Here is a 25,086-nt window from a genome sequence, read left to right as displayed (position 1 = left end):
GCTCGGCGACCAGCAGAAGAAAATGTGATTGCAGGTCAGCGCAGATCCTGCGCAAAGGACGACCGCATCTGTGCCGCCCAGACACCATTGATCCGAGTGACCACCCAAAGCGACCGGAATGAGACCAGTGGCTGGCCTGCCTTGTCGAACCGGTCCACCATCACGTCCAGATGAACTTTGTTTTCGTCGGATTGCAGTACATTCAGATGGCCCCATTCCGTGTGCCCCCAATCCCCCCCTGCCCGAGCGTGAAAATCGCCAAGATAGCTGTCAGGCGTATCCCAGATTTTGACCGTCTCGCCAGCCAGACGATAATGGGGGAAGTGAAGTGTTTCAGCGATGGCTTTGGGATCTCGTGCGTTCAAAGCCTCAACGTGGCGCCGCATGACTTCCATGGCTGACTGGACGGCATCTTCGGACATACTTTATTCCCTTGAAAAATAGGTGTTGCAACGCAATTCCAGTATATATCAAGCCTTTAACGTAACATAGGCCTCTTCGGCCTCTCAGCTGCAAGTTTTGCCGCTAACCCTCGCAAAAAATCGCAATATTGCCATCCAAACTGACCTGTCAGGTGTTGGAAACCACCTATTCAGGCAGCTTACAAAGCCGAGCGCCTAGTCACCGCAAATTCCGGACAAATCAAACAAAGAAACAAGCGATCAGATCGTGCTTTCTTCGCCGTTACTCTGTAGTGACAGTTGGTCCGAAATAACCTGTTTCAGACCGTCTACAGGTCACGCACCATTAGGTTTCGAACCGCATCTGGTGCGACTGTGCGCTTGCAGAGCTGAAGCCCCGGAATCTTGCCGCCAAAATCGCGAAATCAAGTCATCATATCCAAACCCCAAACCTAACCGTGCAGAACCGGAGGAGAGACATTTATCTATCTGAATTAGATTTAGTGTTAGAGTATCAAGGCTACAAGTTGCCCGCATCGTTCAGCATTGGTGGCGCAAGAAATTGGGGGAAAGTGACGTGTTTGAGTTTTACAACGCAATCTGGAAAACAACTGGACGCCATCAAATAGTGAACATACTGCTTTCGCTTTCAATTGCCGCGTTAGCCGCTTTTCCTTTGAATTATCAGAAGAATATCGTGAACGGGCTGACCGAAAAAGACATAGACCCCGGCCAGCTTCTAGTGCTTGGCGCAGCAATGGGTGGTGTCATACTTCTGAGCCTCGCACTGAAATGGATACTGGGATATCTTTCAAGTGTTCTGGGCGAGGATATGATCCGCAAACTACGCAAACGCATTTGCGTTCTGTCGCGCGAACGTCCAGCAGGGTCCGATAAAATTGCCTACGGCGCAAAGGCGACAATGGTGTCGGCGGAAGCCGAACAAGTGGGAAAATTCACGGGAAGTGCCTTGTCCGAACCACTCGTTCAGGCCGGAACTCTTGTCGTGGTCGTGGGTTATATTGCTGCCAATCAACCGTCTCTGGGGTTGATCGCGATTGGTATGATCGTACCTCAGATCTTTATTGTCCTCATCGTTCAGACCCGCGTGAACTCGCTGGTCTCGGATCGTGTACACACACTGCGCGATGCCACAAACATGCTCGTAGATGCAGATCGGTCGGCTGCGGAAATAACGCCCCGCTTTGACCAAATCTACGAGACACGCTCTCGAATTTTTGTTTGGAAATTATCCTCTAAATTTGTTCTCAGCGCGATTAATGGAATCGGAACGGTAGGGGTTCTTGTCGTCGGTGGTTGGCAGGTTCTCGAGGGCAATACCGATGTCGGCACCGTCGTTGCCGCGACAGTTGGCTTGACCCGTCTTCAGGGGCCGACGAGGCAGTTGATTGCGTTCTATCGACAAGTCAGCGCGACCGCTGTGAAATTTGACCTTCTGCGTGAAGCAGGCGTCGACATGTATGTCGCCGCCGCTTGAGCTTTGCGCGCGTGATTGAGGTTAGTCGTTTGTTATAAAGGTACTTTCATATGACGAATGAAGCCGGTTTTGTCTTTGTTCTGATCGCCGTCGCCGGCGTATAAAAATAAGGTTCGCCATGACTTTGCCGCCTTGATGGTTGTTCTTGCGCTTCGTAGCTATCTGCATAGGCACTCGCGGTGACCTAAACGGATGGTTGCGTAGGGCACAAAGAGACAGCCGAGGCACACCGCAGTGAATGGCGGGCAGGAGCCGACTTCCCCCCTTCCTGCACGCCACATGTACAGGCGGTTGCTATAGGACATCGCCGTGCTCATCAGGAAGAAGTTGGGGCATAGCTTCCGTCTTGACGGTGCACTTCGCGGCCGCTGAGCGGCGGATTGAAGACGCAAACAAGCCGCAGGTCAGCGTTCGTCGACCGCACTAAGTGACGGTCATGCCGATCCAGAGCGTAGAGGGTAAACGGCTCAAGAGAATGCCAGATTTCATCGTCAGCCGCCCTGATCTGACCCTTGCCCTCAATACAATAACACGCCTCTAAGTGGTGGGTGTATTCAAGCTCAAGCTCCGCACCCTTTTTTATGATCGTATCCGTGAGCGAAAAGCCCAGACCATCAGACGCCAGCAATAACCGCCTGCTGTTCCACCCCGGCCCAGAAACGTCCCGATCCGTTCCAAGGATGTCCTTAAGTTCCTTAATGATCATACTGCACCGCCTCTTTCCTATCGTACCGCGCGGTTCATTCCGCCGTCGGACAGTATACTCTGACCGTTAATTTATCGAGCTCCATCGCTGGCGAGAAACACGCACGCCTGTCCGATTTCCTCGAATGTTGCAGGCCGCTGCGCCGGGACCTCCAAGCGGGCCCGTTAGGGCAGGTTCACGTTTTCACAGAACCCGGGGAGCAAGTTGTTCATGCGAATGTTGTGCCGCGCATAACGATCCCCGTAAAGCTTTTGAGAAACTGTGCAGCGCGCCGCGAAGAATACTCATGGTATAGGGCGCACGTGGTTCGACTGCATTCATGGACGAGATGTTTACGAAAGCACCCCCGCCTTGTTCGATCAGTATGGGCGTGACGATGCCAGCAATCTTCACAACGTTCAAAACGTACATGTCCAAGTTTTCGTGCCACAACTCGTCACTGAGTTCCAAAAGCGGCCCGTCAAAGTCAGGATCGATGCCTACTGTTTTTGATGGCCTCAGGCACCCCTCCACCGTGACCCATATTGCTGACGATTGCATCAATCCATCCGTACTTGCTCATGGTGTCGTCGATCATTGCCTGCAAATCATCGACATCCAGCACAGAGCCCCGGCGGCCAATGCCCCCAAGCTCCTCTGCCAGTTCAACTGAGCGATTGGAGGGGGACATCAGTGAGACCTTATAGCCTGCCTTTGCCATCTCAATGGTGCAGCCCCGGCCAATTCCCTGACCATTTCCGGTCATCAGAGCGACTTTGATATCGGGCATGGCATCTCCTTTCCACAGGTGCAAAGTGTGTGAAATCTATCGAGTAGAAGTCAGTGTAACCTCACGGATTGGGTGGCGCCTATCGAGTTTTCTGGACATTGCTGTCAGGTTTTCTCACATGGTAGAAAACCTCAGACATCTTAGGGCGCTTCAGGCCTTTGATGAAACCGCAACCCACTCAAGCCTCACCAAGGCAGCGGATGTTCTGAACGTCACCCACGAGGCAATCAGTCGGCAAATCAAGTTGCTGGAACTGCATCTTGGCGTGACGCTCTTTCATCGCTGTCCCAATGGCGTTGAACTGACCAAGGCCGGGGAACGACTGTCTCAGTTAACACGCGAGGCTTTTTCGGCACTGCAATTGGGCGTGATGGAGGTAAAGCGATTACATCACCGCCAGTCGATTACAGTGTCCTTGTCCACATCACTGGCACTCAGATGGCTTGTCCCGTTACTGAGTTCGTTTCAGCAAAAGAATCCGGGTATCGCATTATTGCTTGATACGAACGATACCTATGCAAATTTCAACACATCCGAGGTCGAAGTCGCTCTGCGGTTTGGAGAGCCCGGCTGGGACGGATTGTATCATGAGCAAATAAGGCGCGAGGAATTGATTGTCGTAGCCGCGCCGTCCTTTATTAAAAATACACATTCACCAATGCGCGCTGAAGACGTGGCTGATCTCCTATTGTTGCACGATGCTTTCAACGTCGGCTGGGAAAGCTGGGCGACGCAGGTCGGGCTGGGTGCTGATCGGATCAATTCACAAAACATCAAATTTGTGGACAGTGCCGTTCTTTTGGAGGCCGCGATTGACGGACAAGGCGTGGCGTTGGCAAGACACCTATTGGCGGAGAGGGACCTAAAACTCGGTCGGCTGATCCGTTTGGGTGAAAGCAGTATTCCGCTGGATCGCGGACTATACTTCGTCTGCCGACCTGGCGACCAGGAGCGGGTCTCGGTGAGAATTTTCAAGAAGTGGCTCATGGCGATTTGAGCTTTGGGCTCCAATCGACGACCTGCGAAAGCGGTCGTTGGAACACTTGCCGCCAAAGGCAGTCGGATGCGCTCCCCTACGAGCCCATTGCCGCCCCTGATCCCAATTCCATCTTTCACTCATTGAGCAAACCGCACATTCCGGACGTTCAGAGCCAGGCGGCAAATGGCAGGTGAGCGGACAAAGCTGCCGTCCACTCAGCGCAAGGCAATGCCCGCACCCGGCCTACAGCGGACACTTCAGATCTGCGGTTCGAATGGAGAGCCGACCTTTGTTGCGCACACAGACCAAATTGAACGCCGGCAAGTAAGCCGACATTCAAAGGGTGGGTGTCTCAGGATCTTAGCTGCGCTACCGCAAGTCGGTTCTACATCCAATCCAAACAGAAATTAGAGAACCATCGATCGGGAGATTTATCGCGGAGAAGATTGTAGACTCTAGTAACTCAAGGTTTGTGGAGCCAATATTGGCACCTGAAGCAAGCGAGAAGACTATGTGGTTGCCCAGTCTTCGCTTGGCCTACAGTGTTGTTGGGAAAATCTCCAACCGAAAAAGGAGCACCTATGTCTCGACTTTCAGAACGCAGAGACTTTGCCACCGAAGTCTGCGAGGAGGCTGGGCTACTTGCCAAAAAGTTCTTTGCAGATCGGGTCAATCTTATAGTTGATCAAAAAGGCGCTCAGGACTGGGTGAGCGAGGCGGACAAGAACGTCGAGACTTTCATTCGTCAAAGGATCGCGGAGGCGTGGCCCAACGATGGCGTATACGGTGAAGAGCATGGCGCGGTTGCGGGAGAGAGTGGCTTTGACTGGGTTATTGATCCAATTGATGGGACCACGAATTTCGTGAACGGTATTCCTGCATGGACCATTGTTCTGGCTGGTGTCACTGAGGGTCAAACGGAGATTGGTGTGATCCACGATCCAAACGTGGATGAAACTTTTGTCGCAACTCGCGGAGAAACTGCGACACTTAACGGATCACCGATAAGCGTCGCGTTAGGAGTGCCGTTGCAAGATGGAACAGTGGCTGTGGGATACTCGAACCGGATTGAGAGCCGTCATGTCTTACCTGTTATCGAGGATCTGATCGAGCACGGGGCGATGTTTCACAGAAACGCCAGCGGAGCGCTTTCATTGGCTTACGTCGCTGCCGGGCGCCTTTTGGGTTACGTGGAGGAGCACATGAATGCATGGGATTGTCTGGCTGGGCAATTGCTGGTCTCGGAAGCGGGTGGCGTTGTCGAGGATCAGGACGTTGATGAGATGATCCGAGACGGCGGGCGCGTGATCGTGGGGACACCAGATGTGTTCGAGACGTTGCGTGAGATCGCAGAGAACGCTTGGAACGCTTAGCTCCTACGTCAAAGAGACCCAACATGAATCAGGCTTGAGCGTAGCTAAATCTGCCTGCCAGAAATGGCCTTGTGAGGGTTGGTCGTGCTTGCGGTCTATCGAACAATTCGAGAGTGCGCACCAAAGCAATGTGCCCACTGCTCCGTGCGTCACAATTGCAAGATCCCCGGCATCATGCGACCGGATAATCTTAGTGACTGTCCGATGAATGCGCATCTGTGCTTCGATCGCTGGTTCCCAACCGCGATAGCTACTTTCCGGCTGAGCAAAGAAAGCATCGGCCGCGGCTTCGAAATCTTTCAGCGGCAAGTAACCGGTTGCGCTGCGGTCATTCTCACCAAGATCCAAGTTGCATTTCACGGATAGCTTTCGTGGTGCAGCAAGAATCTCGCCTGTTTCGCGGGCCTTCCGCTCGTCGCTGGTCCATATCTGAGTGACGTTGGACAAGATTCCACTGGATGCAAATTCAGTAGCGCGCTTACGGCCCACAGCATTCAAGCCCCACTCAGTTATCGGGACGGCCGGATCGATAGAGACCTCAGGGTGAGTGATGATAATGAGTTTCGGCATTTAATCCGGCAGAAGAACGGGCCCTTTGTCAGCAAAACCCACTCTGATTTCGGTGCCGGGATCAAGCGGCGCATCGACGTCATCGTGTACGGCAAAAACCTGACCGAATGTACCGATCAGCGTATATTCCATTCGAACGCCAACATAGGTCGCCTTAGCCACCGTGGCTGGAATTCCCTGACCTGAACCGATCACCAGACGTGAGGGTCGCACTGCAATGGTTGCGGTCCCTTCGGACAAACCGCGGCGGGGCAGCGTGTGGCGGTAGCCTTCTATTTCTATCGTTGCCGCGTCGCCATTGATTTCGACGATTTGGCAATCCAATAGGTTTGCCTCACCTATGAAATCGGCGACAAAACGATCGTTCGGGGCATCGTAAAGCTGGCGTGGTGTGCCCATTTGGGCGATCGCTGCGTTGCGCATAACGACAATTTCATCCGAGACTGCCAGTGCCTCCTCCTGATCGTGGGTCACGTAAACAACTGTCAAACCAAGATCTTGCTGGATTGCCCGAATATCCTCTCGCACCTGACGGCGAAGCTTGGCATCGAGATTGGACAGCGGCTCGTCGAACAGCAGAACCTGCGGCTCAAGAACCAGCGCGCGGGCGACGGCAACACGTTGTTGTTGGCCCCCTGACAGTTCCGAGGGAAGACGGTTGTCGAACCCCTGCAGGCCAACCAGTTCCAATCCATACAGAGCGCGGCTGCGGGCTTCGTCCTTTGCAAAGCCTGAGAATGTGAGGCCATACATCACGTTTTCCAGCACGCTCATGTGAGGGAAAAGCGCGTATGACTGGAAAACCATGGATACGTCGCGGTCGGTGGCAGGCAATTTGGTCACGTCCTGATCACCAATTAGGATCTTGCCGGAGCTTGCCATTTCCAACCCGGCAATCATGCGCAGAGTCGTTGTTTTCCCACAGCCTGACGGACCAAGCAGTGTGACGAGTTTTCCTGCATCGACATGCAGGTTGATGTTGTCGACGGCGACGACGTCTTTACCGAATACTTTCGACACGTTCTCAAAGCGCACCGGGGCGGCCTTGGAACCGATTTTGGCGTCGGTCATCGCGATGCCTCCGTTCCGTGTTGCGTGCGTCGACCAATCTGGACCCGGCCAACGAGTAGTTGCAGTAAACCGACCGCCGCGAGCATCACAAAGATCAGCGTCGTCGAATAGGCGATCGCAAGGCCATAGTCATTATTCTCGACCCGACCGATAATGTAGCTGGTCGCCATGTCGTATTCTGCGCTGACCAGAAAGATGACAGCCGAGATCGCCGTCATGGCACGGACAAAACTGTAAACAAGCGCAGCAAGTATCGCAGGGCGCAATAGCGGCAGGATGACGCTTCGGAACGTCTGCCACGAGTTTGCACCAAGGGTCAGCGAGGATTCATCAAGGCTGCGGTCAAGCTGCGACATGCTCGCGATCCCCGCACGAACGCCAACCGGCATATTACGGAAGATGAAGCTGACAACAAGTATGACACCCGTACCAGTGATTTCGATTGGCGGAACGTTGAAGGCCAGAATGTAGCTAACGCCAATTACAGTGCCGGGGATGGCGAAGGACAGCATGGTGCCGAATTCAAAGGCGTTCTTGCCCGCAAAGCTCTGTCTGGTCAGCAAATAGGCCGTTACCAGCCCAACGGCGGCGGTTAATGGCGCTGCAATGGCGGCGATAGTGATAGTGGTCCAGAAGCTGTCCCAAGCGGCCCCGGTCCAGCGTATGCCCTCTTCTTCAAAACGGACTGAGAACGCGGTGATGTAGTGCTTGATTGTCAGCGAGTTATCGACCCCCCACAACTCCACCAAACTGCCGTAAATGATCATCGCATAAACAACAATTGTGAACAGCGCCCAGCCCAGAGCAATGAGCAGCACAGGAACCGAGAGACCATTCGGCATCAGCGGATGCACCCCAGCATCCCCTTTGCCAGTGACTGTTGTATAGCTTTTCTTCCCCAGCCAGACACGCTGCGCATAAAAGGCGGAAAGAGTAAAGAACAGCAGCACCATGGCCAGAACTGCGGCCCTGCCTTGATCGTATTGAGCGCCAACGATGGCAAAGAATATTTCGGTCGAAAGCACGTCGAAATTGCCGCCCAGTACAAGTGGGTTGCCAAAATCGGCCATGCTTTCGATGAAGCCCAGAAGAAACGCGTTCGCAAGACCGGGCCGCATCAGGGGCAAGGAAACCGTCTTGAAAGTCTGCCATCTGCTGGCGCGGAGCGTTTGGGCCGCTTCTTCCATCGACGGAGAGACGCCCTCAACCACACCGATCAGAACAAGAAACGCAATTGGCGTGAACGCGAGTGTCTGCGCGATCAGGATGCCTGGCATTCCATAAAGCCAGCGTGTCGGCTGGGTGCCGAAAAGTTCGGCAAAGAACCGGGTGACCGACCCGGACAGGCCAAAAAGCAAGATAAGCGCCAGGCCGATCACGAAAGGCGGGGTGATTATTGGCAGAACGGTCAGAGCTCGCAGCGCGCGTTTATGGCGAAAGCCTGAGCGCGTCACGACCAGTGCAAAGCAAAGCCCCAGGACCGTGGTGATGACGCCAACTAAGATGGCTAGGAACAGTGAATTCCAAGCGGCACCACAACGCGCGCCCTGAAAACACCCCAAACCCCACAGTCGATCATCGAAAAACTTCGAGAAGAATACCGCGATGGAGTACGCGCCTTCTTCGGTGATGAAGGCAGCGAATAGCATCTTCGCGATGGGAAAAAAGACAAAAGCGGTGACAATTGTAATAATGCCACCGATGGCGCTTACGACAAAGACGTCACCGTTAATGGCACCCCTTGCCGCGATCCCCTGAGTAAGCAGGAACAGAAAGCTTGAGGCACATATCATCGCGCCGTAACCCATTCCGAACTGACGGTCGCCGAGTTCGCCAAACATCGCCTCCAACCAATGGAAGTTGAAGCCTCTGATGCCAATGCTGAACCCCTGAGCGATCAGCCAGCCAAAGCCAAGCGCCCCTGACAGGATCAGTATTCTGGCGTAAAGTGAATCAGATTTGGGGCACTTCAACACAATAAGCGGCAGGGCGAGTGCGATCAGGAGCGGAGCGAGCCAAAGTTTTTCACCCTGTCCAATCAGAAACGCAGCGGGTGCATAATCCTCATCGAATGGGTAGCCGTCCAAAAGCCACTCGAACGACCAAAGGCCACCGTCGACCATATACCAAGGCAACAGGCAGAATCCGACCCACCCGGCCGTGATCCAGAAGATCAGGACCGGATGGGTCGTTTTTGAAGTCCGGTCAGTCATTTACTGCGGCAGAGTCGAAACCTCTTCGTCCCATTTCTGCAACAGACGCTTCCGTTCGTCTGACGAACCATACTTTTTGAAGTCATAGTCAATCAGCTTGATCTGACTCATGTCTGGCGCGCTATCCGAAGTTTCCGCGCTCTTATTCGAAGGTACCTGAAACGCGTTGACCTGAAGAGCAAGGTTCTGGGCTTCGGGTGACAGTGCCCAGTCATAGAACTTTTTCGCTTCTTCTTCGTTGCGGGCCCCTTCAATAATCGACATCGAGCCAATTTCGTATCCTGTGCCCTCGCACGGTGCGACGACCTTAATCGGGAATCCTGAAACGGCCTGCTTCACAGCGTCATGCATGAAGACGATACCAATGGTGTTCTCACCTCGACCGGCGGCCTTGATCGGCGCAGAACCAGACTTTGTATATTGGTTGATGTTCGAATGCAGACCTTTCATGAACTCAAAGCCTTCATCTTCGCCAAAGATCTGCACCATCGATGCCAGCGTGGTATAGGCCGTACCTGATGAGTTCGGGTTCGCCATCTGAACGTGGCCCTTGTATTCGGGCTTCAGCAGGTCTTTCCAACAGGCTGGTTCGGGTAGGTTATTGGCAGCGATGAGATCGGCATTGTAGCCATAACCGAGTGCGCCTGAATAGATGCCGATCGTCTTGTTGCCCGCGCTTTCTGCTTGGGATATCGCCCAATCATGAAGCTGGTCGCGCACTGGCGACATGTATTCCATCGTCAAGCCTTCTTCGGCGGCCTGCAAATGCGGATCACCCGTACCGCCCCACCAAACGTCTCCTTTCGGGTTCGAGCTTTCGGCGCGGATTTGTGCAAAGGTTTCACCTGATGACTTCCGGGTCATGTTGACGTCGATGCCCGTCGCGTCTTCAAAGCTGCGCGCCATGAGTTGGCACCAATCTTCTTGCGCCGAACAATAGAGTGTCAGCTTATCGGCCTGTGCCGCCGACAGTGACGCAGCCAGGGCAATCACCGATCCAACCGCAGTGGATGTCAATTTCCTCATTTTTTCCTCCCTTTGAGCTTAGTGCGTCCGGGTTTCCCGGTTCTTTCATGCCCTTCCTCATGCAGCCTTTCGAAGTTTCTTTATGACAATTTTGACTTCTGGATCGTCCGTTAGATTATGCAGCAAATCAGACAGGTCTCTTTCTTGAACCAACTTTGCGGCCTTTGCCGGTGAGAACCAATGACGCGTTCGTTCACCTTCTTCCTTCCAGCGTCGCTTCAACTTTTCGACGACCAGAGGATAAAGGGTAACGCGGCAGCGAACGCTGCTTCGCCCCTCGTATCGTTTATCATAGAAAAAATGACCGATTGGCCGTTTCGATATGGTGCCGACTGCGCCTGCTTCTTCCTGAGCTTCTATTTCTGCTGCATGCCATGGCTTTTTGCCATCCATTAGCCATCCCTTTGGGATAACCCACCGGCCGGTATCCCGCGAAGTGACCATCAGAACACGCAACTTGCCAGTCTTGTCCCAGCGCATCGGAAGCGCCGCAATCTGATCTGCTGTTTCGCTGTCGCTCATTCTGTCCCTCAATGCCGCACGATCAAAAAACAAAAGGAAGCTGTCTTATTAGCAAGTTGGCCAGTTAAAACACTCCCTCGATTTTGCTTCTGAATTTGATCAGCCTGTGCATCTTTTGCTCTGCGCTTTGAAACACTTGGAATTTCTCGAATTCTCACAACCTTCCGAGGGTTATGCAACAAAAATTATTGCAAAATGCCCGAAAGCCCACAAAGGTAGGTTTCGAAACCTAGTCGGGTTGTCGGATGTCCAAAACCAAAACGCGCGGCAAAATGTTTGAAAAGAACCAGAGCCGGGTCAAGAAATCCGATCGGCGCCAACAGATACTGTTGGAGTTGAAGCTGCGCCCGCACGTTCGCATCAACGAACTGGCACAGCGGTTTAACGTCTCTAACGAGACGGTGCGCAGGGATTTCGACGCCCTGTCGAACGACGGTTTGATCGCGCGTGCACACGGGGGGGCGTCAGCCCCTGCGCAAGGACACTTTCCAGGCTTGGATGAACGGACAAACGCACAGGTTGAGGAACGTGAGCGGATAGGTGTTAGCGCGGCAGAACTAATTCAGGGCGGTGAAACGGTCATGATTGACTCCGGTTCAACCACCATCGAGATGGCACGTGCACTGGCTTATCTCGGCACCCACTGCACGGTGATCACCAATTCAATTCCAGTTGCGATGACCCTTGGCCATGGAGCTGCGCAAGTCCTGTTATGCCCAGGGGAATACTTGGCAACTGAATCTGCAACGATCGGAACCGAGACGCTGGAATTTCTGTCCCGTTTCAATGTCGACAGGTGCATGATCGGTTCCTCAGGGTTCTCAACCGAAGGTCCTTCAGAGACAGTGCAGGGTTTTGCTGCAGTAAAAAGGATGATGCTGACACGTGCCGAGAAGCGGCATCTTCTTATTGCTTCCGGCAAGTTCGGTCGCAAAGGCCTGTCTCAAGTGGGCGACCTTAGCGGCCTGGATTCCATAGTTACCGACAAAAAACCAACAGGAGAATTGCGGAACGCTATTGAGGGCGCCGAGGTCGATGTTCTCGTCGCCGGGTAGGCATGCCATGATTGATTGACAGCGGATCGAAAAAAGGGCCGCGCATAACTGGGAGGAAAACATGAAGGTCGATTTCAAACTATTGGTTGGGGCATCCGCAATTGCGCTCATGTCGCTGAGTGGGACGGTGTCGGCGCAGGATTGTCCGCGCGGTGATTTGGACGAGCGTTTTTGTGACGCCGACGGAGATCTGATCGCGGATATTCCTACTGATCCTAGTGAGTGGATTGATCCCGACACGTTGATATTTGCTTATACTCCGGTCGAGGACCCGGCGGTTTATCGGGACGCATGGGTGGAATTCATCGACCATCTTGAAGAAGTTACCGGTAAAAAGGCCGAGATATTTCCGGTTCAATCGAACGCAGCACAGATCGAAGCTATGCGGTCCGGCCGTTTGCATATCTCTGGTTTCAATACTGGATCGAACCCGCTGGCTGTAAACTGCGCGGGGTTCCGGCCATTCACGATCATGGCTTCGGAAGACGGACATTTCGGCTATGAGATGGAGTTGATTACTTTTCCGGGATCAGGGGTCGAGGCGGTCGAAGACATTAAGGGCGGTAAGCTTGCATTCTCGTCACCTACGTCAAATTCTGGGTTCAAGGCACCCTCCGCCATCCTGAAGGGCGACTATGACATGGTTGCGGATCGTGATTTTGAACCGGTCTTCTCGGGTAAGCACGACAACACGGTGCTGGGCGTTGCAAATAAAGATTATCCTGCAGGTGCGGTGGCCAATTCTGTCATGAAACGGATGATCGCTAGGGACGTGATCGATGCCGATCAGGTCGTGTCTATCTACAAATCGCAGACCTTCCCAACCACTGGCTTTGGTACCGTTTACAACCTTCCGCCTGATCTTCAGGACAAAATCAGAGAAGCGTTTTTCACATTCGACTGGGAAGGAACAGCACTTCAAGCAGAGTTCTCTAAGTCCAACGAGGCTCAGTTTATTGAAATGAACTACAAAGATTTCTGGGATGTCATTCGCAAGATCGACGCAGCAAATGGCGTTTCCTACGCTTGCCAGTGACACACGGATAATCGGCGGGCCTGAACGGCCCGCCTACAGCCTATACAGGGACAATTTATGCTGCGTCTTCAGGAGCTAACAAAAACATACAAGACCGGGGATCAGGCGCTGAAAGCGGTTGATTTGGAGGTTCCCAAGGGGCAGGTGCTTGCGTTGATTGGTCCTTCAGGCGCGGGCAAATCGACCATGATCCGGTGCATTAACCGGTTGGTTGAACCCACAAGCGGTGGTGTCCTTTTGGGTGACGTGGACCTGACCAAACTCGGATCGGGCTCTTTGCGTAAAGCGCGCCGCGAAATGGGCATGATCTTTCAGGAATATGCCTTGGTCGAACGCCTCACGGTGATGGAAAACGTGTTGTCGGGACGGCTGGGATATGTTGGGTTCTGGCGCAGCTTTCTGCGGCGGTATCCGCAATCGGATATCGACGAGGCCTTCCGCCTGCTTGATCGGGTGGGGCTTTTACATATGGCCGACAAACGGGCGGATGAACTGTCGGGTGGTCAACGCCAAAGGGTCGGCATCTGCCGCGCCTTGATTCAAAACCCGAAACTGTTGCTGGTCGATGAGCCGACTGCATCGCTGGACCCAAAGACCAGTCGCCAGATTATGCGCCTGATCACCGAGCTGTGTCAGGAACGCGGACTGGCGGCCATTATCAATATCCATGATGTGGCGCTTGCCCAAATGTTCGTTCCGCGCGTCGTGGGCCTCCGCTTTGGCGAAATCGTCTATGATGGTCTTCCAACAGGCCTTACCCCCGAGAAGTTGACCGAGATCTATGGGGAGGAAGACTGGGAAGCGACCATCGAAAGAGTCGACGAAGATGAAGATGTCGAGGCTGCGGAATGAGCCATCGAGAACTGGATGACATGCTTGGAAAAGGCTGGCGTAAGCCTGCCTTTGTCAAAAACCCATTGCTCCGTTGGGCATTGATCCTTGGCTTTCTCGCCTACCTGATTGCGGCTTTCATGACCATCGATGTTGACTGGGGGCGGGTCTATGAAGGGCTGGACCGGGGATGGGCGTTTGTACTCGCGTTTACCAGCCCGGACTTCATTTCGCGGTGGTCAGATATTTGGAGCGGCCTTCTGGAGAGTATCGTGATGACCGTGGCCGCGTCGGTCGTGGGCATCCTGATTTCAATCCCGATTGGATTGGGAGCAGCACGCAATATCGCCCCACTGCCAATCTACATGATTTGTCGAGGCATTGTCGCGATAAGCCGGGCTTTGCAAGAGATCATCGTCGCCATTCTGCTCGTGGCTATCTTCGGTTTTGGTCCGCTGGCCGGATTTCTGACGCTTTCCTTCGCCACCATCGGGTTTCTGTCCAAACTTCTGGCCGAAGATATCGAAGCCATGGACAAGGTGCAGGCCGAGGCGATCAAAGCCTCAGGCGCACGTTGGCCACAATGGATCAACTATGGCGTTCAGCCACAGGTGATGCCGCGACTTGTGGGGCTTTCCATGTATCGGATTGACATCAATTTCCGAGAAAGCGCAATTCTTGGGCTCGTGGGGGCAGGCGGTATCGGGGCAACATTGAACACTGCGTTTGATCGTTATGAATACGACACAGCAGCTGCCATTCTAATCCTTATCATCGGGATCGTCATGGCACTTGAATACCTTTCGGGAATTATCCGGGCGAGGGTTCAGTAATGCCGGTGCTTGAACGCGACGATACGCAAATCTGGCGTCGGCGGACGACGGGCCAGAGTCTGGTTCGCTGGTTCGGCTGGCTGTTGGGCGTGGCGATATTTGTTTACTGCTGGCAACTCATATCGGAATCGACGACTTGGTTTTTCGTCTGGGATGCGCCCCGCATCGCCAACGATATCTGGACCCGTGCAACGCCTCCTAAGTGGGACTACATCACCCAACTGGGCCGCCCGATTTGGGATACTCTGAACATCGCTACATTGGGTACGATCATCGCCCTGTGCATGGCAGTGCCGGTTGCCTTTTTGGCGGCCCGCAACACCACGCCATCGGCCTTGTTCATCCGGCCCATTGCCCTGTTGGTCATCGTTTCGACCCGCTCAATCAACTCGTTGATCTGGGCGCTTCTTCTGATTGCGATTATTGGTCCCGGCGTCTTTGCCGGTGTCATAGCAATCGCCATCCGTTCCATCGGGTTTTGCGCAAAGCTTCTTTACGAAGCGATTGAGGAAATTGATCACACGCAGGTCGAAGCAATCACGGCGACCGGAGCTTCACGCTGGCAGGTCATGGCTTACGGAATCGTTCCGCAAATCCTGCCCGCTTTCGCCGGCATTGCCGTCTTCCGTTGGGATATCAACATCCGCGAATCCACGGTGCTCGGGCTGGTTGGAGCCGGGGGTATCGGGTTGCAATTGTCGGCTTCGCTCAACGTACTGGCTTGGCCGCAAGTTAGTCTGATCCTGATTGTAATTCTTGTTGCGGTCATGATCAGTGAATGGGTTTCGGCGAAAGTAAGAGGGGCCATCATTTGACCGGTTTCTCTGCGCAAGAGGCATTTGACGCCTACGAGGCTGTAAGACATCGCCTTCCGCAAACCAGATCTATTGAAGTGAGCTATCGTCGGGCGGACACACTGGAGGACATAGCTCACGAGTTTGACGTGTTCCTCCTCGATGCCTTCGGGGTTCTCAATATTGGTGATACGGCAATCCCAGATACACCAGATCGGGTCAGGTCGCTGACAGCCGCCGGCAAACGTGTTCTGGTCGTATCGAATGCCGCAGGGTTTCCCCACGCAACTCTTATCGAGAAATACAATAGGCTTGGTTACAACTTCGCGCCACAAGACGTGATCACCAGTCGGGCCACGTTGTTGTCTGAACTAAACGGCCAAAGTGAGTTACATTGGGGATTGATGGCAACTCCAAGTGCCGGCCTTCGCGATCTGGAGGAATTGAAACTATCCTATCTGGAGGATGACCCGAAGCCCTACGAAACCGTCGACGGATTTTTGATGATTGGGTCAGCTGTTTGGAATGAAACGCGACAAGCCATGTTAGAGGCCGCTTTGCTGGAACGTCCCCGCCCGGTATTGGTCGGCAATCCTGACATTGTCGCTCCGCGCGAGTACGGTTTCTCTAAGGAACCCGGTCTTTATGCGCACCGGCTAGCAGACCGGACAGGCGTCCCCCCTCAGTTCTTTGGAAAACCTTTCGCCAACATCTATAATCTTGCATTCAATCGTCTGGGGCACATCGACAAGTCCCGGGTTCTGATGGTTGGCGACAGCCTGCACACCGACATTCTAGGTGCACGAAAGGCTGGCATAGCTTCCGCGCTCATCTCTGGATTCGGTTTCTTCGCAGGGCATGATGTTGAAGCAGCGATCATGAAGGCAGGGATAGTACCGAACTTTGTTTTAAACCGGCCTTGATATTAGGGCGTTCCGCTTGGATACGTCTTTCTGTTTACTCGAATGTCGGTTGATCCTGCGTTGCGAACATGCCGACCATGTGAACGAAGCGCCGCGCGTGAACGGCAGCTTTGGAGAACCCTCCGCAACAAATGAACTCTGAACTCATGTCCGGCTTGGGCCGCATTCCGAACTATGCAAAGCCCGCTTTCTGCGCATAGCCGTCGTCGGTTGAACGCGCCGCATCGTTCACTAAGGGCTCGAACCAGTCATTCGCTGCGCGGGTTCAGGCTGGTAGTTTGAGCCCCAACCGGACATTCCAGCTAATGGATCTCACCATCAAACCGTGGGAGCAAACGCCTAGACACTCAGACAGCAGTATTTGAGTTCGAGATAGTCTTCGATCCCGTACTTTGATCCTTCACGTCCCAGTCCACTTTCCTTGATGCCACCAAATGGTGCCACTTCGGTAGAGATCAGGCCGGTGTTCACACCGACCATGCCATATTCAAGCTGTTCCATGAATTGCCAGACCTGCGACAGGTTTTGGGTGTAGACGTATGATGCCAGCCCAAATTCGGTATCGTTTGCGGCGGCAATCGCGTCTCCAATCTCCGAGAACCTGAACACTGGCGCCAGCGGACCAAAGGTTTCTTCCCGTGCAACTGCCATGTCTTGCGTCGCACCAGTGATGACGGTCGGTTGAAAGAAGGTCCCGCCCAACGCATGCTCTGAACCACCGGTGGAGATTTCTCCGCCTTTATCCACCGCATCAGCAATGTGCTCACGGATTTTGGAAACGGCTGCCGGTGTGATCAGCGGCCCAATTGCCGAACCGTCTGCAAACCCATCCCCAACCGGCAGCGCAGCGACCGCCTGCGTCAGCTTCTCGACAAAGGCGTCATGGATGCCATCCTGCACATAGAACCGATTGGTGCAGACGCAGGTTTGCCCGGCATTGCGGAATTTCGAGATCATCGCGCCTTCGACGGCCTTATCCAGATCAGCATCGTCACACACGATGAATGGCGCGTTGCCGCCCAATTCCAGTGACAACTTTTTGACCTGATCAGCACCCTGCTGCATCAGGATTTTTCCGACCCGGGTCGATCCGGTAAAGCTGATTTTGCGCATCACAGGGTTTTCGCTGAACGCTTTGCCGATACCGATGCTGTCGGTGGATGTCACCACAGAGAACACTCCGGGTGGGATGCCCGCCTCTTCTCCTAGTTTCGCCATCGCCAGAGCAGACAAAGGCGTTTCAGCTGCAGGCTTGACCACCATGGCACAGCCAGCCGCAAGCGCGGGGGCCACTTTGCGCGCGATCATCGCGTTGGGGAAGTTCCAAGGGGTGATGGCACCCACGACACCAACGGGTTGTTTCATAACCACAATACGCTTGTCGCGCTGATGGCCCGGGATCGTATCACCGTAGACACGTTTGGCCTCTTCGCCGAACCATTCGACAAAGCTGGCACCATACATGATTTCGCCCTTGGCCTCGGCCAGTGGTTTGCCCATTTCAGCAGTCAGGATTGCACCCAGATCATCCACGTTGGCGACCATCAGGTCGAACCACTTGCGCAAGATTGCGGCACGTTCCTTGCCCGTCAGTGCGGCCCAGTCCTTTTGGGCAAATCGCGCGGCATCGATGGCCGCATTCGCGTCAGAAACCGAGCAATCCGTGACCTGCGCAATAACCTCTCCGGTCGAAGGGTTCGTGACATCGAACCCGGTATCGCGCGCCACCCATTCTCCGTTCAGATAGGCCGCTTCAATCAAAAGATCGGCACGCTTCAAAGTCAGCATTGGTGTCTCCTGTGTGATTGCAAACGGGCGAGGTTTTCCCCGCCCGCTTGAGTTAGTTGGTGAAGCCGGTTCAGGCGTGCAGATCACCGTCGAGCGCGGTTCCATCCGGTGCTAGGCCCGACGGCACTTTCGTGGCCGAGCTGTCCTCGAAGAGGGACTTGATGACACCCCATGCCATCAGGACCACAAGGATCGAGATCGGAAGCGCGGCTGCGATGGCGGCGGTTTGCAGGGCCGACAAGCCACCGGCGATCAGCAGTACGGCTGCAACCAGACCCTGTGCAGCGCCCCAAACGACACGGTGCAGTTTCGGCGGGTGCGCATTGCCCATGGACAGGATCGTGGTGACGACCAGAGTGCCCGAGTCCGAACTGGTGATGAACCACGTCGCCAGCAAGAAGGTAGCCAGTGCCGAGATCAACCACGACAACGTGCCGTTTGACGCCAGCAGGTCAATTGTGCCGTAAAGCGTGCCACCCAGGTTCCAGTTGTTGACCATTTCGATCAGGCCGGCGGAGCCGACGCCATCTGCGGCGTTCATTTCGATGAACAGCGCGTTGCCGCTGAAGATCGAAATCCAGATGAAGGCCATGGTGGTGGGAACGAACATGGCGCCCAGCATGAACTCACGGATCGTACGCCCTTTGGATATACGCGCCACGAACATGCCCACAAATGGTGCCCAGCTCAACCACCAACCCCAGTAGAACATGGTCCAGGCACCTTGCCAGGCAACATCGCCGGGCTCGGATGCAGTCCAGAAACCCATCGACCACAGACCAGTGGCATAGTCACCCATGGCGTTCATAAAGAAGCCGATCAGCCACTGGGTCGGACCAGCGAACAAGAAGAACAGAACCAGCAGGATCGACAGAATGATGTTCCATTCCGACAGAATTCGGATGCCTTTTCCGATCCCCGAAACAGCCGACAGTGTGGCTACAATCGAGATTCCAATGACCAGACCAACTTTGAGCATCGTGCTCGTGCCCGTGTTGAACAGAACGTTCAGACCTTCGGCCATTTGCGTAACACCCAGACCCATAGAGGTTGCGATACCGAACACTGTGCCGAACACCGCCAACAGATCCACAGCGTGCCCGGCCGGTCCGTATATGCGGTCGCCCAGGATCGGATACAGCGCCGAACGGAAGGTCAGCGGCAGCTTTTTACGGAAGGCAAAATACCCCAATGCAAGGCCCGTCATCGTATAGATCGCCCAGCCATGCAGACCCCAATGGAAGTTCGTGACGACCACCGCATCCACAGCCCGCTGCATGTTCATTTCGGTGTGCCCGGCAGCGTCAGCAAACGGGTTGTTTGGATAACCCCAGCCCGCCGCATTGTCGAAATAGAACAACGGCTCGGCGATACCGAAGAACAGGATGCCGATCGAGACCCCTGCCGAGAAAAGCATGGCGAACCACGAAAAATTGCTGAACTCCGGACGGCTGTCATCGTCGCCCAGACGGATGGAACCGAACCGGCTGAACATCAGATAGAGACAGACAAAGAACAGAATGACGACCGAACTGATATAGTACCAGCTCAGCGCGCCCTCGACCCAGGACCGGACGCCTTTGTAGACGCCGCTGGCGAAGTCGACGTTGAGAATTGTGAACAGCACAAAGGCCGCCACCATCGCTTTGGAAGCGATGCTCATCCCGTTGTGCAACCCTTTGAACATCCCCTTGTCAGAGACCAGATGGTCACCACTTTTGGGGGGCTGAATGTCAGCCATGTTGGTATTCCTCCCATTGATAGATAGACGCACCGCTTGCCCTTACTCGCGGTGAAGAGTTTCAGATCAGCGCATGACAAACGGATCCGGGATCGGATCGTCGCTGGTGCGCAGCCAGACCGATTTGATCTTGGTGTAGTCCAGCGCAGCCTGCAGACCGCCCTCGCGCCCATGACCCGAAAGTCCATGACCTCCGAACGGAGCGATGGGGCTGACGGCGCGGTACGTGTTGACCCAGACAATGCCAGCCCGAATGGCGCGGATCATGCGATGTGCGCGGGTCAGGTTCTGGGTGAAGAGGCCCGAGGCCAACCCGAATTTCGTGTCATTTGCGATAGCGATCGCTTCTTCCTCTGTCTCAAATGTGGTCACTGACAGAACAGGCCCAAAGAACTCATTGGTCAGGCTGTCCGCATCTGGTACGTCCGAGCAATCCAGAATGGTTGGTGGAAAAAAGAACCCGTCCCGGTCGATTGGATTGCCGCCAGTCACCAGCTTGGCGCCTTGAGCGACGGACCGTTCAATCAGATCAACTGCGACGTCCCGCTGACGCTTTGTACAAAGCGGCCCGACCTCGGTCGCCATATCATCGGGCGCGCCGATGATCACTGCCTCGGCTTTGTCCTTGAGCCGCGCCAGAAAGGCGTCCTTGATCGAGGCCTGCACTACGAGGCGCGAGCCTGCGACGCAGCTCTGGCCGGTGGCAGCAAAGATTCCCGACACCTGCGCATTCACGGCGCTTTCGATGTCGGCATCCTCAAAGACAATGAACGGGGATTTGCCGCCCAGTTCCAGTGAGGTCGAAGCCAGATTTTCAGCCGAGTTGCGCACGATGTGACGCGCTGTTTCTGGCCCGCCCGTAAAGGCGACATGGGCAACTTTCGGATGGCTGGTTAACGTGGCCCCCGCCACAGGACCACCGGTGATGATGTTCAATACGCCCTTGGGAAACCCGGCCTGATCGAAGATGCGGGCGAATTCCAGCATCGGCGCGGGCCCTTCTTCCGAGGCTTTCAGGACGACCGTGCATCCCGCTGCCAGAGCCGGGCCAATTTTGACAGCCGACAGGAAGAGCTGAGAGTTCCACGGCACAATAGCGGCCACAACTCCAATTGGCTCACGGCGCAGCCACACCTCCATGTCCGGCTTGTCGATCGGCAGATGCGCGCCTTCGATCTTGTCGGCCAGCCCCGCATAGTACCGGTAGTATTCAGCAACATAGGCAATCTGGGCCGATGTCTCGCGGATGATCTTGCCGGTATCCCGGGTCTCCAACTCAGCCAGACGCGGCGCGTTTTCCGCTATCAGGTCAGCCAGGCGGTACAGCAGCTTACCGCGTGCCGTTGCAGTCATCCCTGCCCATTCAGGCGAGAAGAATGCCTGCTCAGCAGCTTCAACAGCCTGGTTGACGTCGTCGGCACCCGCGTCGGGCATCCGGGCCCAGACCGCGCCTTTGGCCGGGTCCAGACTATCGAACTGACCTGAACCATCCGAGAATGTGCCGCCGATATACTGTTGAAACTGCTGCATTTTACGCCAATCCCTTACTGAAACGCCGGCATGACGTCTTTGATGAACCGCTCCAACGAGGCTTTCTTGCGCTCGAACGGCATACTTGAATCGATCCAGAACGAGTATTCATCGTATCCAAGCGCTTCGCTTTTGCGGAGGCGGTCGATGACGGTATCGGCGGTGCCGATGACCAGATCACGCTCCATGTTTTCCGGTGTATAGAATGGGTGCGCGGCGATATCTTCGTCGCTCAGCGGGTCGATCAGACCTTGCGTGATATCCCGTTTGTTCATGAACCAAGCCCCGAAATAGCAATAGAAGCGGTTCAGCTCGATCGCTGCCTGTTTCACGTCCGCCTCATCCACGGCCACATAGGTGTGACGCAGCAGCATGATTTTCGGTCGCGCAATATCCGGGAATTTCTCGCAAGCCGCATTGAATTTGGACATGAGGTCTTCCACCTCACCATCGCCATTCCAAAGCGGTGTCACCTGAACGTTGCAGCCATTCTGGACCGCGAACTCGTGACTGTTCGGATCACGGGCCGCAACCCAGATCGGGGGACCATCCTGTTGCAATGGCAACGGAGCAGAGGTCGTTTTCGGGAACTGGTGGAACTCACCCTCATGCGCGTAATCACCCTGCCACAGCTTCTGAACGGCGGGAATAAGCTCGCGCATGCGCTGACCGGCCTCCCACGCGTCCATGCTAGGCATTAGGCGCTCGTACTCAAAACTGTAGGCGCCGCGCGCGACACCCAAATCCAGACGCCCGTCGGTGATGATATCGGCCATCGCCGCTTCACCCGCCAGTCGGATCGGGTGCCAGAACGGAGCGATCACCGTGCCGGTTCCCAGTCGCACGTTCTTGGTGTGGCGCGCGACATCGACCAGATTCAGAAACGGGTTCGGCGCGATGGTAAAGTTCATCCCGTGATGTTCACCGGTCCAGACCGCGTGCATTCCGCCTTCGTCGGCGATTTTGCACAGCTGAATGAACTCATCATACAGCTGCTTCTGGTCCTGATCCGGAGAGATCCGTTCCATATGCGCAAAGAGTGAGAATTTCATGCCAAGTTAGCTCCCCGCAGTGAGTGGTTTGACTTCGCCACTCACCTCATTTCCGTAATACACCCCGAAATTCCCGATGCGGCTTTCTTTGGCGAACCGCTCGAGCATGGTGCAGATGGCCGGATCGGCGATATCCATCAGAGTGGACTCGCTGATCTCGGTGAAAACACCATTTTCCGGATCGCCATCATCGGCCTGACACAGGAACGAGATGTGTTGAAGTTTGCGCGCTTCATCCTGATAAACTGAGTAGATAAACCCCGGCTCCGCCTGCACGCCGCTCTCGCTGATGAGACGGCTCAGGGCGGCGTTGGCACCATCGGCAACATCATCGGTGGACGGGATTGTCAGGCGGCCATTGCCGTCACCCTGCAGCAGGATTTTCCCATCCCGTTCGATCAGGGCGGACACAACCAATCCTGTCCGTTTGCTCAGGGCCTTGGCTTCGGCAGCGGGGGTTACATAAGCACCCCGGGCATAGCCCAGCCCGGGTGCGATATTGTGATCAAAGGCTTTGACTTCGCCAACTAGGATCAGATGGTCGCCTGCATCAACGGTTCTGGACATGTCACAGTCGAACCAAGCCGAGACGTCATCTAGGATCGGTGACCCGTTGGGGCCGGGCTGCCAGTCAACTGTCGCAAACCGGTCCTCGACTGGGCGGGCAAAGGTGTTCGACACCTCGATCTGGCCTTCGGACAGAATGTTGATCGCGAATTTCGACGTGTTCGCGAAGGTTTCATAGTTGCTTGAGGTGTTCGCAAGGCACACCAGCACCAGAGGCGGCTCTAGCGAAACCGAAGCAAAGGAATTTGCGGTAAAGCCCAGCGGGTTTCCGCTCTCATCATGCGCGGTCACGACGGTGACGCCGGTCATGTAGGTGCCAAACGCATTGCGCAGGGCGCGCGGGTTGTTCAGCATGCGCGGGTCGAATTCGATCATTTTTGGTCAACCTCTTCCGATGGGGTTTGCAACCAGGCATCCAAAGCTGCATTAACGGTCTCAGGCGCAGTCAGATTCACCATATGCCGGTGATTTTCGATCACGATGGCTGTCCCGTTCGGCGCAGCCTCTGCCATTGCGTAGGACATGGCCGGGGTCGAATTTGGGTCGCCGTCTCCGGTCAACGCCAGCAGCGGGCAGGTAATTGTACCAAACCCTTTCGCATAAAGAGCATCGCCGCGTGCGAAAGCGTTATAGGCGGTCGCGTAGCCTTCGATGTTAACGGCTGAAAGCCATGCCGCAACATCATCTCGCGCGGCCTGTTCGACAGGCGTGTCGCCAAACCACCGCCGCAGCGGGGTTTCTACATCGAAAGTTCCGGTGCCGATCAGCTTGGCCCGCTCGATCACGGACTGACTTGAGGCCGCGTCCCGACAGAATACTCCGTTCAGCAAGGCGACTCGCTCAACCCGGTTCGGGTTGCGGACAGCAAATCCGCCTGCAATCAATGCACCCATCGAATGGCCGGCAAGGTTGACGCGTTGCAGCTTCAGCGCATCCAGAACCGCCAGCAGCCAATCCAGAAACACTGGCAGTTCGGAGCCTGCGGGGATCTGATCGCTGCCACCGTGTCCTGGCATGTCCAGCGCAATCACATGATGCGTCTGTGCTAGGTACTCGATCTGAGGACCCCAGGCCGCCGATTGCATACCTACGCCATGGATCAGCACGACGGGGGCAGCTTTCCCGGCATGGGAAAACCCCGCTTCGCGATAGGCGGCTGCGCCAAAGGGTTCAGACAGCTGCAGGGTTGTCGACGTCATGGCCCAGTTCCTTGAGGTCTTGATAACGGTCGCCGATGCGGTGATGCGGACGGCCACCGATCGAGGCACCGAGCGCTATCATGATCTCGTCGGGAGCGGGCGCGTCTGCCACTTGCAACTGGATGGTCAGGTAATGGCTGCGCCGACCGCCGTCGTTCTTGTCCATCAGCGGAATCTGCATCGCTGCATTTGCCGGGCCGCGCGTGTTGGTGAACGCCAGATACGACTTTGCGCCAACTGCCTCGCGATAAAAGTTACCAAAGCGCAGGGTGTGAATCAGCGCCGATCCATGCTCGACCTCGCCGTTGACACCGACGATCGCAGCCTTGCCATACCCTTCGACCTTGTCTCCGCCACCGGCGGCATCCAGCACCATATCAGTCAGCAAGCTGCCGAGGCCCGGCGCACAATCATGAATCTCGGGCTTCAAATCGTCAACAAAACCACGATCGGCCCAAGGATTCCGGATCACCGCAATCGCTGCAATCATCTTCAACGGTTGCTCTGCGACCTTCCCCCCTTCGATCAGGGTGTTTTCTACGTGCAGCAGTGTTTTGCGAATTTCGGCGGGCATAACGGTATTCCTTGCGATTCGTTGCGCTGTAGGAT

Annotated in this window: 24 protein-coding genes; 9 read left to right on the top strand and 15 right to left on the bottom strand. The window is 55.1% G+C overall.

Translation table 11 applies throughout. The features are described 5' to 3' along the window. Positions 1–35 precede the first annotated feature (35 nt). On the bottom strand, positions 36–422 hold the full coding sequence (locus ACR0AA_RS16665; RefSeq protein WP_480666227.1) for a hypothetical protein: 387 nt from the start codon (positions 420–422) through the stop codon (positions 36–38). A 556-nt stretch (positions 423–978) separates the two neighbouring features. On the opposite strand from ACR0AA_RS16665, the gene ACR0AA_RS16660 reads away from it, so the two are divergent. Then, positions 979–1,899 carry an ABC transporter transmembrane domain-containing protein gene (locus tag ACR0AA_RS16660; protein ID WP_480756467.1) on the top strand — a complete coding sequence of 307 codons (921 nt, stop codon included), beginning with the start codon at positions 979–981 and terminating at the stop codon, positions 1,897–1,899. 316 nt (positions 1,900–2,215) lie between these two features. Here the strand turns inward: ACR0AA_RS16660 and ACR0AA_RS16655 are convergent, their stop codons facing one another. Then, complete coding sequence (locus ACR0AA_RS16655; RefSeq protein ID WP_480756466.1) at positions 2,216–2,605, bottom strand: ectoine synthase; 390 nt, start codon at positions 2,603–2,605, stop codon at positions 2,216–2,218. A 466-nt stretch (positions 2,606–3,071) separates the two neighbouring features. Continuing rightward, entirely contained in the window at positions 3,072–3,374 is a 303-nt protein-coding gene (locus tag ACR0AA_RS16650) for an SDR family NAD(P)-dependent oxidoreductase (RefSeq protein ID WP_480666231.1), read from the bottom strand. 118 nt (positions 3,375–3,492) lie between these two features. Between ACR0AA_RS16650 and ACR0AA_RS16645 the strand changes: the two genes are divergently transcribed. Together ACR0AA_RS16645 and ACR0AA_RS16640 are read left to right on the top strand one after the other, a co-directional pair. Continuing rightward, a complete protein-coding gene (locus tag ACR0AA_RS16645; RefSeq protein ID WP_480666232.1) occupies positions 3,493–4,371 on the top strand; it encodes a LysR substrate-binding domain-containing protein in 879 nt (292 codons plus the stop codon). A gap of 563 nt (positions 4,372–4,934) precedes the next feature. Then, positions 4,935–5,726 (top strand): inositol monophosphatase family protein, encoded by a 792-nt coding sequence (locus ACR0AA_RS16640; RefSeq protein ID WP_480666233.1) that lies wholly within the window; start codon positions 4,935–4,937, stop codon positions 5,724–5,726. 3 nt (positions 5,727–5,729) lie between these two features. Here the strand turns inward: ACR0AA_RS16640 and ACR0AA_RS16635 are convergent, their stop codons facing one another. Genes ACR0AA_RS16635 through ACR0AA_RS16615 form a run of 5 tightly spaced genes read right to left on the bottom strand, consistent with a single transcriptional unit; the run spans position 5,730 to position 11,128 of the window. Then, a complete protein-coding gene (locus tag ACR0AA_RS16635; protein WP_480756465.1) occupies positions 5,730–6,296 on the bottom strand; it encodes a histidine phosphatase family protein in 567 nt (188 codons plus the stop codon). Beyond that, positions 6,297–7,367: an ABC transporter ATP-binding protein gene (locus tag ACR0AA_RS16630; protein ID WP_480666235.1), complete on the bottom strand. Its 1,071-nt coding sequence runs from the start codon at positions 7,365–7,367 to the stop codon at positions 6,297–6,299. Beyond that, positions 7,364–9,580 carry an ABC transporter permease gene (locus ACR0AA_RS16625; RefSeq protein WP_480756464.1) on the bottom strand — a complete coding sequence of 739 codons (2,217 nt, stop codon included), beginning with the start codon at positions 9,578–9,580 and terminating at the stop codon, positions 7,364–7,366. Before ACR0AA_RS16625 ends, ACR0AA_RS16630 begins: the two co-directional genes overlap by 4 nt. Beyond that, entirely contained in the window at positions 9,581–10,606 is a 1,026-nt protein-coding gene (locus tag ACR0AA_RS16620) for an ABC transporter substrate-binding protein (protein ID WP_170774139.1), read from the bottom strand. It abuts the gene before it with no gap. A gap of 57 nt (positions 10,607–10,663) precedes the next feature. Continuing rightward, entirely contained in the window at positions 10,664–11,128 is a 465-nt protein-coding gene (locus ACR0AA_RS16615) for an NUDIX hydrolase (RefSeq protein ID WP_480756463.1), read from the bottom strand. 245 nt (positions 11,129–11,373) lie between these two features. Here ACR0AA_RS16615 and ACR0AA_RS16610 point away from each other — a divergent pair, with 245 nt between their 5' ends. The 6 genes from ACR0AA_RS16610 (at position 11,374) to ACR0AA_RS16585 (ending at position 16,600) form a co-directional block, all read left to right on the top strand. After that, positions 11,374–12,183 carry a DeoR/GlpR family DNA-binding transcription regulator gene (locus ACR0AA_RS16610; protein WP_480594731.1) on the top strand — a complete coding sequence of 270 codons (810 nt, stop codon included), beginning with the start codon at positions 11,374–11,376 and terminating at the stop codon, positions 12,181–12,183. 61 nt (positions 12,184–12,244) lie between these two features. Further along, a complete protein-coding gene (phnD, locus tag ACR0AA_RS16605; RefSeq protein WP_480594730.1) occupies positions 12,245–13,219 on the top strand; it encodes a phosphate/phosphite/phosphonate ABC transporter substrate-binding protein in 975 nt (324 codons plus the stop codon). A 57-nt stretch (positions 13,220–13,276) separates the two neighbouring features. Beyond that, positions 13,277–14,071, top strand: coding sequence for a phosphonate ABC transporter ATP-binding protein (gene phnC, locus ACR0AA_RS16600; protein WP_480666238.1), 795 nt, complete (start codon positions 13,277–13,279; stop codon positions 14,069–14,071). After that, positions 14,068–14,883, top strand: a complete 816-nt coding sequence (gene phnE / locus ACR0AA_RS16595) for a phosphonate ABC transporter, permease protein PhnE (RefSeq protein ID WP_480594728.1) — start codon at positions 14,068–14,070, stop codon at positions 14,881–14,883. Before phnC ends, phnE (ACR0AA_RS16595) begins: the two co-directional genes overlap by 4 nt. Beyond that, entirely contained in the window at positions 14,883–15,698 is an 816-nt protein-coding gene (gene phnE, locus ACR0AA_RS16590) for a phosphonate ABC transporter, permease protein PhnE (protein ID WP_480642013.1), read from the top strand. Before phnE (ACR0AA_RS16595) ends, phnE (ACR0AA_RS16590) begins: the two co-directional genes overlap by 1 nt. Next, entirely contained in the window at positions 15,662–16,600 is a 939-nt protein-coding gene (locus tag ACR0AA_RS16585) for an HAD-IIA family hydrolase (protein ID WP_480756462.1), read from the top strand. Before phnE (ACR0AA_RS16590) ends, ACR0AA_RS16585 begins: the two co-directional genes overlap by 37 nt. 339 nt (positions 16,601–16,939) lie before the next feature. On the opposite strand, the gene ACR0AA_RS16580 is transcribed toward ACR0AA_RS16585, so the two are convergent. The 7 genes from ACR0AA_RS16580 to ACR0AA_RS16550 all read right to left on the bottom strand — a co-directional run bounded on the left by ACR0AA_RS16580 (position 16,940) and on the right by ACR0AA_RS16550 (position 25,051). Further along, on the bottom strand, positions 16,940–18,388 hold the full coding sequence (locus ACR0AA_RS16580) for an NAD-dependent succinate-semialdehyde dehydrogenase (RefSeq protein ID WP_480666240.1): 1,449 nt from the start codon (positions 18,386–18,388) through the stop codon (positions 16,940–16,942). 70 nt (positions 18,389–18,458) lie between these two features. After that, positions 18,459–20,129, bottom strand: a complete 1,671-nt coding sequence (locus tag ACR0AA_RS16575; RefSeq protein ID WP_480666241.1) for a BCCT family transporter — start codon at positions 20,127–20,129, stop codon at positions 18,459–18,461. A 66-nt stretch (positions 20,130–20,195) separates the two neighbouring features. Beyond that, a complete protein-coding gene (locus ACR0AA_RS16570; protein ID WP_480666242.1) occupies positions 20,196–21,659 on the bottom strand; it encodes an aldehyde dehydrogenase in 1,464 nt (487 codons plus the stop codon). Between the two features lie 14 nt (positions 21,660–21,673). Then, the gene (locus tag ACR0AA_RS16565) at positions 21,674–22,711 is read right to left on the bottom strand and encodes an LLM class flavin-dependent oxidoreductase (RefSeq protein WP_480666243.1); all 1,038 of its coding nucleotides are present in this window, start codon (positions 22,709–22,711) and stop codon (positions 21,674–21,676) included. A 6-nt stretch (positions 22,712–22,717) separates the two neighbouring features. After that, complete coding sequence (locus tag ACR0AA_RS16560; RefSeq protein ID WP_480666244.1) at positions 22,718–23,653, bottom strand: flavin reductase; 936 nt, start codon at positions 23,651–23,653, stop codon at positions 22,718–22,720. Then, a complete protein-coding gene (locus ACR0AA_RS16555; RefSeq protein ID WP_480666245.1) occupies positions 23,650–24,477 on the bottom strand; it encodes an alpha/beta fold hydrolase in 828 nt (275 codons plus the stop codon). The genes ACR0AA_RS16560 and ACR0AA_RS16555 overlap by 4 nt, the downstream gene beginning before the upstream one ends. Further along, a complete protein-coding gene (locus ACR0AA_RS16550) occupies positions 24,449–25,051 on the bottom strand; it encodes an amino acid synthesis family protein (RefSeq protein WP_480666246.1) in 603 nt (200 codons plus the stop codon). The genes ACR0AA_RS16555 and ACR0AA_RS16550 overlap by 29 nt, the downstream gene beginning before the upstream one ends. Positions 25,052–25,086: the final 35 nt, after the last annotated feature.

The sequence above is a fragment of the Ruegeria sp. CE8 genome, assembly GCF_056537465.1.
The sequence above is the reverse complement of the archived record's forward strand: the minus strand, read 5'-3'. Positions and strand labels throughout refer to the sequence as shown.

Excerpts from the sequence above, each read along its gene's own strand:
- ACR0AA_RS16645 (WP_480666232.1), top strand. The coding sequence starts at position 3,493 with ATGGTAGAAAACCTCAGACATCTTAGGGCGCTTCAGGCCTTTGATGAA.
- ACR0AA_RS16620 (WP_170774139.1), bottom strand. The coding sequence starts at position 10,606 with ATGAGGAAATTGACATCCACTGCGGTTGGATCGGTGATTGCCCTGGCT.
- ACR0AA_RS16555 (WP_480666245.1), bottom strand. The coding sequence starts at position 24,477 with ATGACGTCGACAACCCTGCAGCTGTCTGAACCCTTTGGCGCAGCCGCC.
- ACR0AA_RS16570 (WP_480666242.1), bottom strand. The coding sequence starts at position 21,659 with ATGCAGCAGTTTCAACAGTATATCGGCGGCACATTCTCGGATGGTTCA.
- ACR0AA_RS16575 (WP_480666241.1), bottom strand. The coding sequence starts at position 20,129 with ATGGCTGACATTCAGCCCCCCAAAAGTGGTGACCATCTGGTCTCTGAC.
- ACR0AA_RS16560 (WP_480666244.1), bottom strand. The coding sequence starts at position 23,653 with ATGATCGAATTCGACCCGCGCATGCTGAACAACCCGCGCGCCCTGCGC.
- ACR0AA_RS16630 (WP_480666235.1), bottom strand. The coding sequence starts at position 7,367 with ATGACCGACGCCAAAATCGGTTCCAAGGCCGCCCCGGTGCGCTTTGAG.
- phnE (WP_480594728.1), top strand. The coding sequence starts at position 14,068 with ATGAGCCATCGAGAACTGGATGACATGCTTGGAAAAGGCTGGCGTAAG.
- phnC (WP_480666238.1), top strand. The coding sequence starts at position 13,277 with ATGCTGCGTCTTCAGGAGCTAACAAAAACATACAAGACCGGGGATCAG.
- ACR0AA_RS16655 (WP_480756466.1), bottom strand. The coding sequence starts at position 2,605 with ATGATCATTAAGGAACTTAAGGACATCCTTGGAACGGATCGGGACGTT.
- ACR0AA_RS16615 (WP_480756463.1), bottom strand. The coding sequence starts at position 11,128 with ATGAGCGACAGCGAAACAGCAGATCAGATTGCGGCGCTTCCGATGCGC.
- ACR0AA_RS16640 (WP_480666233.1), top strand. The coding sequence starts at position 4,935 with ATGTCTCGACTTTCAGAACGCAGAGACTTTGCCACCGAAGTCTGCGAG.
- ACR0AA_RS16650 (WP_480666231.1), bottom strand. The coding sequence starts at position 3,374 with ATGCCCGATATCAAAGTCGCTCTGATGACCGGAAATGGTCAGGGAATT.
- ACR0AA_RS16610 (WP_480594731.1), top strand. The coding sequence starts at position 11,374 with ATGTCCAAAACCAAAACGCGCGGCAAAATGTTTGAAAAGAACCAGAGC.
- ACR0AA_RS16635 (WP_480756465.1), bottom strand. The coding sequence starts at position 6,296 with ATGCCGAAACTCATTATCATCACTCACCCTGAGGTCTCTATCGATCCG.
- phnD (WP_480594730.1), top strand. The coding sequence starts at position 12,245 with ATGAAGGTCGATTTCAAACTATTGGTTGGGGCATCCGCAATTGCGCTC.
- phnE (WP_480642013.1), top strand. The coding sequence starts at position 14,883 with ATGCCGGTGCTTGAACGCGACGATACGCAAATCTGGCGTCGGCGGACG.
- ACR0AA_RS16665 (WP_480666227.1), bottom strand. The coding sequence starts at position 422 with ATGTCCGAAGATGCCGTCCAGTCAGCCATGGAAGTCATGCGGCGCCAC.
- ACR0AA_RS16550 (WP_480666246.1), bottom strand. The coding sequence starts at position 25,051 with ATGCCCGCCGAAATTCGCAAAACACTGCTGCACGTAGAAAACACCCTG.
- ACR0AA_RS16585 (WP_480756462.1), top strand. The coding sequence starts at position 15,662 with ATGGGTTTCGGCGAAAGTAAGAGGGGCCATCATTTGACCGGTTTCTCT.
- ACR0AA_RS16625 (WP_480756464.1), bottom strand. The coding sequence starts at position 9,580 with ATGACTGACCGGACTTCAAAAACGACCCATCCGGTCCTGATCTTCTGG.
- ACR0AA_RS16580 (WP_480666240.1), bottom strand. The coding sequence starts at position 18,388 with ATGCTGACTTTGAAGCGTGCCGATCTTTTGATTGAAGCGGCCTATCTG.
- ACR0AA_RS16565 (WP_480666243.1), bottom strand. The coding sequence starts at position 22,711 with ATGAAATTCTCACTCTTTGCGCATATGGAACGGATCTCTCCGGATCAG.